This window comes from Dethiosulfatarculus sandiegensis (genome assembly GCF_000931935.2).
Taxonomy (GTDB): Bacteria; Desulfobacterota; Desulfarculia; order Desulfarculales; family Desulfarculaceae; genus Dethiosulfatarculus; species Dethiosulfatarculus sandiegensis.
This window is the reverse complement of sequence record NZ_AZAC01000038.1, coordinates 1-13139: the sequence shown is the minus strand read 5'-3', so window position 1 is coordinate 13139 and position 13139 is coordinate 1. Positions and strand designations below refer to the sequence as shown.

Annotated in this window: 7 protein-coding genes, 1 pseudogene and 1 CRISPR repeat array; of the genes and pseudogenes, 7 read left to right on the top strand and 1 reads right to left on the bottom strand. The window is 53.2% G+C overall.

Features of this window, described 5'->3' with window-relative positions; all coding sequences use genetic code 11:
* The first annotated feature begins 123 nt into the window (after positions 1 to 123).
* The 7 genes from X474_RS19590 (at position 124) to X474_RS19560 (ending at position 12393) form a co-directional block, all read left to right on the top strand.
* On the top strand, positions 124 to 1896 hold the full coding sequence (locus tag X474_RS19590) for a formate--tetrahydrofolate ligase (protein WP_044351345.1): 1773 nt from the start codon (positions 124 to 126) through the stop codon (positions 1894 to 1896).
* 542 nt (positions 1897 to 2438) lie between these two features.
* Complete coding sequence (locus X474_RS19585) at positions 2439 to 6869, top strand: FAD-dependent oxidoreductase (RefSeq protein WP_044351343.1); 4431 nt, start codon at positions 2439 to 2441, stop codon at positions 6867 to 6869.
* 44 nt (positions 6870 to 6913) lie between these two features.
* Positions 6914 to 7339: a hydrogenase iron-sulfur subunit gene (locus X474_RS19580; protein WP_082464515.1), complete on the top strand. Its 426-nt coding sequence runs from the start codon at positions 6914 to 6916 to the stop codon at positions 7337 to 7339.
* 99 nt (positions 7340 to 7438) lie between these two features.
* Positions 7439 to 8107: a methylenetetrahydrofolate reductase C-terminal domain-containing protein gene (locus X474_RS19575; RefSeq protein WP_044351340.1), complete on the top strand. Its 669-nt coding sequence runs from the start codon at positions 7439 to 7441 to the stop codon at positions 8105 to 8107.
* A complete protein-coding gene (locus X474_RS19570; protein WP_044351339.1) occupies positions 8104 to 9027 on the top strand; it encodes a methylenetetrahydrofolate reductase in 924 nt (307 codons plus the stop codon). Before X474_RS19575 ends, X474_RS19570 begins: the two co-directional genes overlap by 4 nt.
* Before the next feature lie 229 nt (positions 9028 to 9256).
* Positions 9257 to 10245: a CRISPR direct-repeat array (repeat unit 28 nt; unit sequence GTGAACTGCCGCATAGGCAGCTTAGAAA).
* Positions 10246 to 10494: 249 nt separating this feature from the next.
* Positions 10495 to 11136 (top strand): hypothetical protein, encoded by a 642-nt coding sequence (locus X474_RS19565; RefSeq protein ID WP_044351337.1) that lies wholly within the window; start codon positions 10495 to 10497, stop codon positions 11134 to 11136.
* Positions 11137 to 11190: 54 nt separating this feature from the next.
* The gene (locus X474_RS19560; protein WP_044351336.1) at positions 11191 to 12393 is read left to right on the top strand and encodes a helix-turn-helix domain-containing protein; all 1203 of its coding nucleotides are present in this window, start codon (positions 11191 to 11193) and stop codon (positions 12391 to 12393) included.
* Between the two features lie 531 nt (positions 12394 to 12924).
* On the opposite strand, the pseudogene X474_RS19555 reads toward X474_RS19560, so the two are convergent.
* A pseudogene (locus tag X474_RS19555) lies at positions 12925 to 13139 on the bottom strand (Fic family protein); the annotation flags it as partial.

The following is a 13139-nucleotide window of genomic DNA, read 5'->3' as shown; positions in this document are numbered from 1 at the left end:
TTGACAAACCTGCGATCTGCATGGTATTTGCCGGTTGTTCTCAATAGAATTAGTATACGCGAAAAGGGTTTTCACCCCGTACATAGAATTTTGAAGCGAATAAAGTCTTAAGGAGGACGAGAAATGCCCAAGCTGCCGGACCCAACCAAAAATCCGGATTGGAAAATCGCTCAGGCGGCTGAGGAGTTCATGAAGCCCATCAAGGAGATCGCCGGAGACCTGGGGATCACCGATGACGAGCTTCTGCTCCACGGTCACTATGTGGCAAAAGTCGACTACAAAAAAGTGCTGGACCGTCTGAAAGACAAACCCGACGGCAAGTACGTCGACGTCACCGCCATCACCCCCACCCCCTTGGGTGAGGGGAAATCCACCACCACCATGGGTTTGGTAGAGGGTATGGGCCAGCGTGGCATGAACGTCACCGCTGCCATTCGTCAGCCGTCAGGCGGCCCCACCATGAACATCAAGGGTTCCGCGGCGGGCGGCGGCCTGGCCCAGTGCATCCCGCTCACTCCTTTCAGCCTGGGACTCACCGGCGACATCAACGCCATCATGAACTCCCACAACCTGGCCATGGTGGCCTTGAACGCCCGTATGCAGCATGAGCGCAACTACACTGACGAGCAGTTGGAACGCTTAAGCGGTATGAAGCGCCTGAACATCGATCCCACCAACGTGGAGATGGGCTTCATCATCGACTACTGCTGCCAGGCCCTGCGCAATATCATGATCGGTATGGGTGGACGCGCCGACGGCTTCACCATGCAGTCCAGGTTCGGCATCGCAGTCTCCTCCGAGGTTATGGCTATCCTGGCCGTGGCCAAGGATTTGAAAGACATGCGCGAGCGCATCGGCAAGATCGTGGTGGCCTACGACCGCACCGGCAAGCCCATCACCACCGACGACCTGCAGGTCGGCGGCGCCATGACCGCCTGGATGGTTGAGGCCTTGAACCCCAACCTGCTGCAGAGCCTGGAAGGTCAGCCGGTCTTTGTGCACGCCGGTCCCTTTGCCAATATCGCCATTGGCCAGAGCTCCATCCTGGCCGACCGCGTTGCCCTGAAACTCAGCGACTATCACATCACCGAGTCCGGCTTTGGCGCCGACATCGGATTTGAGAAGTTCTGGAACCTGAAGTGCCGTTACAGTGGCTTGAAGCCCAACTGCGCGGTGGTGGTTGCCACCATCAGGGCGCTGAAATGCCACGGCGGCGCTCCCATCCCGGTCCCCGGCAAGCCCATGCCCGAAGAGTACAACGGCGAGAACGTGGGTTGGGTCGAGGAAGGTTGCAAGAACCTGATCCATCACATCGAGACCGTGAAGAAGGCCGGCATCAACCCCGTGGTCTGCATCAACGCCTTCTACACCGATACCGACAATGAAATCGCCGCAGTGCGCCGCCTGGCCGAGGCCGCCGGCGCCCGCGTGGCCTTAAGCCGCCACTGGGAATACGGTGGCGAGGGCGCTTTAGAGTTCGCCGACGCCGTCAAGGACGCCTGCGAAGAAGAGAACGACTTCAAGTTCCTGTACGACCTCGAGTTGCCCCTGCGCGATCGCATTGACAAGATCGCCAAGGAAGTCTACGGCGCAGACGGCGTGGATTACTCCGACACCGCCCTGGCCAAGGCCAAGAAGATCGAGGCCGATCCCGAGCTGAGCAAGCTTGGCACCTGCATGGTCAAGACTCACCTCTCCTTGAGCGACAACCCGGCCCTGAAGGGTGTGCCCGAGGGATGGCGTCTGTTCGTGCGCGAGATCCTGACCTACGGCGGCGCCGGATTTGTGGTGCCCGTGGCCGGCACCATCAGCCTGATGCCCGGCACCGGCTCCAACCCGGCCTTCCGCAGGGTGGATGTGGATCCCGAGAGCGGCAAGGTGACCGGCCTGTTCTAAAAAAATTGTCCGCAAGATAAAGGAAGGGGCCTTTTCCTAAAGGGCCCCTTCCTTATTCTATGGAGCGCATGAAAATAGTTTTTGCACTTTTGGAATAAGCAGAATTTATTTGTGTAATTCAGCTTAGTTTCGTCCAACCCCCCTCTTTTAGAGCAGCTCCTTTTCATGGTTTTCACCTAAAGCGATTTACTAAATACCTACTATTTAATAGACTGTTAATAAATAGACTTAATTAGGGTTCTACTTGACCCCTAAGTGAGATTTTTCTATGATAGAGCCTACTAAGTCCATAGAGATAGTTATAATAAGCGTAGCTCGTGCTATCCCCCGGTCGGGGCGTTAATGATGCGGCAGGCGTCCCGCCGCAGCCAGGGGCCTGACGAAAAAGTCGGTTCGCCGTTTTTTTCGGACACTATCTGAATTTCAAGCTTACATATTCTCCAGTTCAAGCGGTTTCATAAAAGACAGGTCCCTGATTCAGTTAAAAGCGGAGGTAGGGATAGGTGTTCCAGTAGTGCCGCCTGAAGCAGGGGTGAAAAAATATGGCAGGACCGGTCGCGGGTAAGGTCGGGGCTGTGATGGTGGTGGGCGCCGGCATCGGCGGCGTTCAGGCATCCTTGGATCTGGCTAATTCAGGTTACTATGTTTACCTGGTTGAAAAGGGCCCGGCCATCGGCGGCCGCATGGCCCAGTTGGACAAAACCTTTCCCACCAATGATTGCGCCATGTGCATCGTCTCCCCCAAGCTGGTGGAGTGCGGACGCCACTTAAACATCGAGATAATTACAGATGCCGAAGTAAAGGAGCTCAACGGCGAGCCGGGGCGTTTCATTGCCAAGGTGCGCCAAAAGGCCAGGTATGTGGATATGGAGGCCTGTACAGCCTGCGGGGACTGTATAGAGGCCTGCCCTGTGGAGGTGCCTAACGAGTTTGACCAGGGCCTCAGCAAAAGAAAGGCCATATACAAAAGTTACGCCCAGGCCTTTCCCAATGCCTATGCGCTCACCAAACTGGACCGCGCTCCCTGCAAGATCGCCTGTCCGGCCAATTTGAATGTGCAGGGCTATGTGCAGATGGCCAAGACAGGGGATTATGAAAGATCCTTGAGCATCATCATGGATGACCTGCCCCTGCCCGGGGTTATCGGCCGCATCTGTCCCCATCCCTGCGAGGATTCCTGCCGCCGCCTGGATGTGGACGAGGCCGTGGCCATAAGGGATATCAAGCGCTTTGTGGCGGATCAGGCCGGGCTGGATTCAGTGGTTCAGCCCGAAGTCGAGCCCAGGAGCGAGAAGGTGGCCATAGTGGGTTCGGGCCCCGGCGGTCTGGCCTGCGCCTATCACCTGGCCAGACGGGGCATAAAATCCACTATCTTCGAGGCCTTGCCCGTGGCCGGAGGCGCTTTGGCCGTGGGAGTTCCAGCCTATCGCCTGCCGGAAGGGGTTTTGGCCGGTGAAGTGGAATATATCAGAAAAATGGGGGTGGAAATAAAGACCAACACCCCCGTTGGCCGGGATATAACCCTGGATGACCTGCGCCGTGACCATGACGCGGTTTTCCTGGCGGTGGGCGCTTCCAAGAGCTTCAACCTGGGGGTGCCCGGCGAGGAATCAGCCAATGTGGTTACCGCCCTGGATTACCTAAAGGCCAAAGCCCTTTCCGAAGAGGCGCCTCAAGGCGGGGAAGTGGTGGTCATAGGCGGCGGTAATGTGGCCATAGACGCCGCCCGCACGGCCCTGCGCAACCAGGCCAAGGCCGTCACCATGGTCATGCTGGAGTCTGCCGAGGAACAGCCCGCCAGCCCCTGGGAAATAGAAGAGGCCCTGGAAGAAGGGGTGTATTTCATTCACCGCCGGGGAGTCAAGGGAATCATCATAAAAGGAAACCAGGCCGTGGGCCTGATTTTGAAGCTGTGCACCAGGGTGTTTGACGAGGAAGGCAGGTTCTCGCCCGAGTATGACGAGACCGAGGTGATGGAGATCAAGGCCGACCTGGTGATCACCGCCATTGGCCAGAAACTGGACCCGGATTTCATGGGCGCGGGAGTTGAGATTGAACTCACCCCCAGGGGAACCATTGCCACGGACCCGGTGACCATGGCCACCAACCTGGACGGGGTCTTTGCCGGAGGCGACGCAGTCACCGGCCCCTGGATCGCCATCGGCGCGGTGGCCGCGGGCAAGCAGGCCGCCATCAGCATGGAGCGCATGTTCATGGGCGAGGATCTTCAGCAAGGCAGGGAACCCCTGGAGATGAAGCCGCCTGAAGAACAGAACTATAACCCCATTGAGCCGGATCTGCCGAAGATCGAACGGGCCCGCATGGCCCAGCGCCCGCCTGAAGAGCGTATTAAGGATTTTGACGAGTTTGAGGCGGGGCTCAGCCCGGAGCAGGTGGAAAAGGAAGGGGCCCGCTGTCTTAACTGCGGGGTCTGTTGCGAGTGCCTGCGCTGTGTGGAGGCCTGCAAGGCCAAGGCCCCCGCCCATGAGGATGTGGACAGGGATCTTGAGCTGGAGGTGGGCAGCGTTATCATGGCTCCGGGGTTTGACCCCTTTGATCCTTCCCTGTTTGACACCTACTCCTATGCCAGGCACCAGAATGTGGTCACGGCCATGGAGTTTGAGCGCATCTTGAGCGCCTCCGGCCCTTATCAGGGCCATTTGCAGCGCCCCAGCGACGGGGTGGAGCCCAAGAGGATCGCCTGGCTGCAATGCGTGGGCTCCAGGGATATCAACCGCTGCGACAACGGCTATTGCTCCGCGGTCTGCTGCATGTACGCCATCAAGGAAGCGGTGATCGCAAAAGAGCATGCCAGCCAAGAACTGGACACATCCATTTTTTTCATGGACATGCGCACCTATGGCAAGGACTTTGAAAAATACTATGAGAGGGCCAAAGACGACCATGGCGTGCGTTTTATCAGAAGCAGGGTTCATACCATAGATCCGGTGGAAGGAGACCGCCTGCGCATTGTTTACGCCACTGAGGACGGAGAGTCCAAAGAAGAGTATTTCGACATGGTGGTGCTCAGTGTGGGGTTGCAGACCGGGCCCGAGGCCATGGAGCTGGCCAAGACCATGGGTGTGGAGTTGACGGACTATAATTTCACCGAGACCAGCTCCTTTGCGCCGGTGGCCACCACCCGTCCCGGGGTCTTTGCCTGCGGCAGCTTTGCCGGTCCCAAGGATATTCCCCAGACCGTGATGGAGGCCTCTGCAGCGGCCTGCGCCGGGTCTGTCGATCTTGCCCAGAGCAGGGGCACTTTGACCCGCGCCGTGGAATATCCCCTGGAAAAGGACATAAGCGGAGACGAACCCAGGGTGGGGGTCTTTGTCTGCAACTGCGGCATCAACATTGGCGGGGTGGTGGATGTGCCTGGGGTCAAGGAATATGCCGCGGGCCTGCCCCATGTGGCCTATGTGGATGAAAACCTCTTTACATGCTCCCAGGACACCCAGGCCAAGATCAAGGACGCCATAGAAGAAAACCGGCTTAACCGGGTGGTGGTGGCGTCTTGCAGCACCAGGACCCATGAACCGCTTTTCCAGGAGACGATCCGCGAAGCCGGTTTGAACAAGTACCTGTTTGAAATGGCCAATATCCGGGATCAGGATTCCTGGGTGCACCAGAAGGAGCCGGAAAAGGCCACCAACAAGGCCAAGGACCTGGTGCGCATGGCCGTGGCCAAGGCCGCCCTTATAGAGCCTTTGCACCAGGTGAGCCTGGCGGTTAAGAAAAGCGCCCTTGTAATCGGCGGCGGGGTGGCCGGTATGAACGCGGCCCTTTACCTGGCCGACAGCGGTTATCCGGTCTGTCTGGTGGAAAAGCAGGGGTTTTTGGGCGGCAATGCCCATCTTTTGTTAAACACTTGGAAGGGCGAGGATATAGCCCCTTACCTGGCTGAGCTTATCCAAAAGGTGGAGGAACACCCGGAGATCGCGGTTCATATGAAGAGCCGGGTCAGTGATGCCAAGGGATTTGTGGGCAATTTCCAAACCACCCTCACCCATGAAGACCAGACCCAGACTGTGCTGGAACACGGGGTGGCGGTTATCGCCACCGGCGGCAAGGAAACCCAGCCCAATGAATACCTTTACGGCGAGCATCAGGCCGTGCGCACCAGCCTGGAGTTTGACCAGGAGATCAAGGGCGACCCGGACCTGGCCCTGGGCCTGGAGGCAGTGGCCTTTATCCAGTGCGTGGGTTCCAGAACACCGGAGCGGCCCTATTGCAGCCGCCTTTGCTGCACCCATTCGGTGGAAAGCGCCATCAGGGTCAAGGAAAAGAACCCGGCCGCCAGGGTGTTTATCATCTATCGGGATATAAGAACCTATGGAGTGCGCGAGGACCTTTACAAAAAGGCCCGCGAGCTGGGGGTTCTCTTTATCCGCTACACCCTGGATCATAAGCCTCTGGTTTCGGCCGAGGGCGGCAAGGTGGTGGTCCGGGCCAGAGACCATGTGCTGGGTCGTTACATTGATTTCCCGGTGGACAGGCTGGTTCTGGCCGCCGCCATTGCCCCCAACCCGGTGGAAGAGCTGGTGAACGCCTACAAGACCCAACTCGACGCGGAAGGCTTTTTTTTGGAGGCCCACATGAAGCTCAGGCCGGTGGATTTTGCCTCTGACGGCCTTTACCTGGCCGGGCTGGCCCATTTCCCCAAACCCATAGACGAATCCATCGCCCAGGCCTCTGCCGCGGCGGGGAGGGCGCTCACCGTGCTGGCCACGGACACCATCAACGTGGGCGGTGTGGTGGCCACGGTTAATCCGGACAAATGCTCGGTCTGCCTGACCTGTGTGCGCACCTGCCCTTATCAGGTGCCCAAGATCAAAGACGGAGCAGCTTATATCGAGGTGGCCTCCTGCTATGGTTGCGGGGCCTGTGTGGCCGAATGCCCGGGCAAGGCCATAACCCTGCAACACTTTACCGATGAACAGATACTGGCCAAGGAAAAGGCGGCCATGGGTTGAGCCGCCTGAGGTTTTAGCTGGTTTTCCAAAAAAGGAGCCTTCACATGGCAAATGACTTTGAGCCGGTGATCCTGGCCTTTTGCTGCAGGTATTGAGCTTACTCAGCTGCGGACCTGGCAGGTTCGATGAGGTTGCAATACCCAACCAATGTAAGGGTGATCCAGCTTCCCTGTTCCGGCAGGGTGGACATCCTGCACCTTTTAAGGGCATTTGAAGATGGGGCGGATGGAGTCTACGTGGCCGGCTGCATGGAAGGCGATTGCCATTTCCTGACCGGCAACTTAAAGGCAAGACGCAAGGTCGAGTTTGTTAAAAAGATACTTGAGGCGCTTGATATTGAGCCCGAACGCCTTGAGATGTTCAACATGAGTTCTGCCGAAGGCCCCAGGTTTGCCCAGGTGGCCCGGGAGTTCACCGAAACCATAAGGCAGTTGGGCCCAACCCCGGTTAAGGGTGAAAAGGCCGCCTGATTTAAGCGGCCCGGCTTAACGGAGTTGTTTGGGCGGCACGTTGCCTGCCTGGCTGGCTGTATGGAAATGAGGATCTGAAGGCCTCAAGGGGAGTTTCCTATGATCATTGGGGACAGTAAACCGCTGGAAGAGATTCTGGAGATGATCCGGGACAAGCCAAAGGTGCTTGTGGTGGGCTGTAGGGGTTGTGTCACGGTCTGTAACGTGGGCGGTGAAAAGGAGGTTGGCATCCTGGCCAGCTCCTTACGCATTGCCCGCAAAAAGGCCGGTGAGCAAGAGACGGTCGATGAGTTCACCCTGGAACGCCAATGCGACCCCGAATACCTGGAGGAGCTGGAAGGCAAGGCCGGGGAATACGACGCCCTTGTTTCCATTGCCTGTGGAGTGGGGCCGCAGTTTCTTTCGGAGCGCTTTCCCAATATCCCCATATTTCCGGGCATAAACACCACCTTTATCGGCGGGGCCTTGGAACACGGGGTCTGGACTGAAAGGTGTCAGTCCTGCGGCAACTGTATTGTGCATCATTTCGGCGGGCTCTGCCCCATTGCCAGATGCAGCAAGAGCCTAATGAACGGGCCTTGCGGCGGCTCGGCAAACGGGAAATGCGAGATCGCCCAGGATGTGGATTGCATCTGGCATTTGATTGTGGAGAAAATGGAGGCCATGGGACGCCTGGAGGAGCTGGAAAGGGTCTGGCCGGTCAAGAGTTGGCTCACCTCCAGGGACGGCGGGCCGCGCACCAGAATCAGGGAGGATCTTAAACAATGAAGTCCGGCAGTAATCTGGAAAAGGTATTGGCGGCCGGACACTTTGCCGTGACCGGCGAACTGGGGCCACCCAGGGGAAACAACGCGGAAGAGGTTCTTCATAAGGCCGAGCATCTGAGGGGGGTGGTGGATTCGGTTAATATCACCGACAACCAGACCGCCGTGGTGCGCATGAGCTCCGTGGGGGCCTGCCGCATCCTTTTGGATGCGGGCATGGAGCCCAATCTGCAGATGGTATGCAGGGACAGAAACCGCATTGCCCTTATGAGCGACCTTTTGGGGGCCACGGCCCTGGGCATCAAAAACGTGCTTTGCCTTTCCGGCGACCACCAGAGGTTCGGCGACCACCCGGAGGCCAAAAACGTCTTTGATCTGGATTCCATGCAGCTTTTGGACACCTTCCGCCGCATGCGCGACGACAAGGTGTTCTTAAATGACAAGGAGCTGGACGGCGCGCCCGAGATATTCATCGGCGCGGCTGCCAACCCCTTTGCAGATCCCTTTTCCTTCCGGGTCCCGCGCCTGGCCAAGAAGATCGCCGCCGGGGCGGACTTTATCCAAACCCAGTGCATCTATAACCTGGACAAGTTCCGGGAATACATGAAAAGGGCGGTGGACCGGGGCCTGCATGAAAAATGCTATATCATGGCCGGTCTCACGCCTCTCAAGTCTGTTGGTATGGCCAAGTACATGTCCAAGTTCGTGCCCGGCATGGATGTGCCCCAGGAAATGGTGAAACGCCTGCAAGAGGCGGGCAAGAAAAACCAGGCCCAAGAGGGAATCAAGATCTGTATCGAGGCCATCCAGGAAGTAAGGGAAATCCCCGGCGTGGCCGGTGTGCACGTCATGGCCATTGAATGGGAGCACAGGGCCAAGGAGATAGTAGAAGGCGCAGGGCTTCTGCCCAGGCCGCAAGTCTAAGAAAAGCCCCGGAGGAGTCAAGCCGGGGGAAAAAGTTTAAATCCGGGCCGCGGCCCGGATTTTTAATGGGGATGATTTGTGAATATGTGATTTATTTTTAACCCTTTTTTTGAGGCCCAAAAAAATATGCGCAATATCAATAGGTTAAAAAGAGGCTTAAAAAAAGGGTTTTTTGGCTAAAAATAGAATATCTTCTTGCAAATTAAGATGTTATAACAAAACAGCTCTAGTGAACTGCCGCATAGGCAGCTTAGAAATATGAGTAAAGTTGATGATTTTACAAAAGCCCGTGAACTGCCGCATAGGCAGCTTAGAAAGTGTTCGCCCCAATTATTTCACGAGACAATTTGTGAACTGCCGCATAGGCAGCTTAGAAACGGTCATCGACACGGGCAAATTCGAGCGCCCAGTGAACTGCCGCATAGGCAGCTTAGAAATTGGGGTTTTATTAACCAGCGGGCAGGGAGGCGTGAACTGCCGCATAGGCAGCTTAGAAATACCAGTAGGAGATTAGTCTCATTTCAAATGCTGTGAACTGCCGCATAGGCAGCTTAGAAATCCCGGACTGTCGGGGAATCGGATCGCTCTTAGTGAACTGCCGCATAGGCAGCTTAGAAACATTAATCGGGATTAAATAAATTATGGGGAATGTGAACTGCCGCATAGGCAGCTTAGAAAGCAAGCAAAACTTTCATACAGGCTCAGCTTGCATGAACTGCCGCATAGGCAGCTTAGAAATGGCTAATTCGGCGGCACCCACACTACCCGCCGTGAACTGCCGCATAGGCAGCTTAGAAATCATGGCCTTCGGAGATCAACCAGTTTACAAAGTGAACTGCCGCATAGGCAGCTTAGAAAAAAATAGCTGCAAAATGCCCGATTGTTTTGGAGTGAACTGCCGCATAGGCAGCTTAGAAACGACAGCCCTGCATCTCAGTATCTGGCGACCGGTGAACTGCCGCATAGGCAGCTTAGAAAGCCGGTGAGCGTCGACCCGTGGCCGCTGATTGGTGAACTGCCGCATAGGCAGCTTAGAAAATCGGCCTGTTAAGCCGGGACTCACCCCTAATGTGAACTGCCGCATAGGCAGCTTAGAAACTTTTGGAAAAGGTGGTTGGGATTATGAGTTCGTGAACTGCCGCATAGGCAGCTTAGAAACGGTAAGGGTGGTGGCGTGGCTGTGTTTATTGGTGAACTGCCGCATAGGCAGTTTAGAAAAGCTGGGGCAGGGGCGAGTCATTGAAGCAAATGTGAACTGCCCATAGGTGGCTTAGAAATGAACGGTCTGGATAATTCCCTGTGGAATGAAGATAGTATTGTTTATGAAACCTGTAATTGATAGTTGTATTTTTTCAATGACTTAGTTGTTTGTAGAAAAGATAACGCCTAAAAAAAATAAAAAAATCTTGAATTCGCCTATTTTTATTGTTAATATCCTATTAACAATAAACTAGTATGAGGGGCGAAATGAAAATTGATTTCCTCAAAGATTGGGTTGTCCCAAATATTCCCAAGGATTTTTGGAGATTTTTTGAGGAGCAACAGACCGAAGCTTTCCATAATGCACACCGTACAACTGTAAATAGCTACGAAGAATCAGAATATCTCCAACTTGTAGGTCACGTTAGGCACGCAATGAGCGAAATGGCTTTTAGAAATGCTGCTTCGCAGGCCAATTTGTTAGTCGAATCTTTGTCAACTAATCCTGTGGGTGGAAAATATAGCCTCGCTATAAGAGGGGACTTCCAGTTACTACGTACCAATATCCAGACCCATTGTGGGCCGCCAAGACCTAGCAAGTTTCGGCGAGAGTACGCAGCTTACAATTTATGGCTTCAGCCCCAGCAACTCGGCCTATGGCATTCTCCGCCGGTTTTCTTAAAAGATAAGTTATGTGGCATGATACTTGTTACACGTCGTAAAAAGGGTGGAGACCCAACAGTCCCTGCATATATTGGGTTGGGGATACCCAGCCCAGATTTGAAATCCTGGTTAGGTGGTCCATATCCCATTCAAAAGATAATAGCAAGCTATAGTGATAGTGGAGTAATTTTACTAGAGACTGCGTTAAAATTGCGCCAACAAAGACTTCACCAAACTGAAAAGTAATGGTAAATAAGTAACTAACTTATAACAATTTATATTGGTAAAGGAAGTTACTTTATGCGCACAGGAACGCCTGGTTTTCAGCCTGAGCGTTTGGTGGAGGCCAGGGAAATACGTGGATTGACACAGTTGGCACTTGGTGAATTAATTAAAAAACCTAATACGACTATCTCTAGGTGGGAAAAAGGTATTCAATCGCCGGAAAATGATGCTTTACATGTATTGGCATCTGCATTGAACGTACCCGTCTCTTTTTTCTTTAAGACAGTATATAAAAATGAGAATAAACCTTTCTTTTTTAGATCAATGGCTAGTGCCACACTTCAAGAAAGAAAAAGAACCAAAAATAGAATGCGCTGGCTTCAGGAGATTTCTATTTTTTTGCAAGAATTAGTTGAACTGCCAGCCGTGAATGTTCCCCAAATAGGTGTGAAAAATTATCAAGAAATAGCAGAAAATGATATAGAAAAGGCTGCGGATAGTTGCCGTAAACTTTGGGGATTAGGTAATGGACCGATTTTAAACCTTTTGTTGGCCTTAGAAAATAACGGGATTGTAATAGGGAAAGAAAAAATAGGTTCGACCAAAATGGATGGATTGTCTAATTGGTGTGAACTCGATGGACGACCATACTTATTGATCGCAAGTGATAAAGATTCTTGTGTGCGGTCCCGTCTTGATGCGGCGCATGAGGTTGGACATTTGGTCTTACATAGTAATATTGATAGAGATATGTTGACCAAGAAAGAGCATTTTAAAGAAATAGAAGCGCAGGCATTTAAATTTGCAGGTTGTTTTTTAATGCCTTCAGATACTTTCGCTGCAGAAGTTTGGTCCCCTTCATTAGATGCATTTTTAGTTCTTAAGGAAAGATGGAAAACTTCCATTAGTGCCATGATTATGCGTTGTAGGGATCTTGGCCTAACTTCAGATGAATATGAAAAGAGGCTATGGAAATATTATAGTTATAGAGGATGGCGTAAAAAGGAACCCTTAGACGATACATTAGCGATAGAGAAACCTAAACTACTAAGAAGGGCAATTGAGTTATTAATTAAAGAGGGGGTATATTCTCGTCAGCAACTCATCGATAATTTACATTTGCCTTCATATGACGTTGAACATCTTTGTTCTCTTCCTGTAGACTTTTTTGAAAAGTCATCAACCTCCAAAATAGTTAACTTGCCTAGGATTAGGAAAAATAAAGCAAATAACAAAAAAAAATATAGAGGGGATGTCGTTCCTTTTCGAAAGGATTAAATCACACTCTTAGACTTATAATTTGTTGTTGGTCAATAATTAATTAAAAGTGAGGTTGTTGCTACCTGATACGGCGCGAAATCGCATCTGTAAAATCAACCAAGCGCAGGTTAATCCCTAGGCACGTATGTGTTATAGCGGATGATCGTCAGCAGGAGCAAAACTATAATGTGGGCTGTTAAGGGCTGTGGCTGGGGCAGAAAAGCTGAACAGGTCGCTTTATTGCGGGTAAGCGAGAGGTAAGCAGGCGGCTTAATCCCAACAAGGCTTTAAAACCAACCGATGAGCAGGTAGTCAGCGTACAACTCTACCCGCCACCCTGTCACCGTTTTCCAAATGAGGGTATACCTTCCCAGTTTTGAACGCTCTCAGTCACATATTTAATCCTGCTTGAACAAGCATCGATAGGTTAGTGTCTCTTTTGTTCAATGATCCCCCGCCAGCAGACTCCGGTTCGCTTAGTAGCAAGCCCGAACTATATGCCCCGGACATGAGCCTGTGAACCTGAAAACATCGATACTTAGACCAATGTCACCCCGCCGGTTGTTCCACCCCCTCGTTTAAAATATTAATGTAGGTTTCATAGCAGTATGTCCTGCCGTACTTGCCGCCGGTGATTTCCTTCACTATCCCCATCTGCTCCAATTTGGCCAGGGCCTTGGTGGCTGTGGGGACAGATACCCCGGCGGCCTGGGCCAGCTTGCCCAGCTTGGCGATTGTTTTTTTTGGATAACGTAAGATATTTT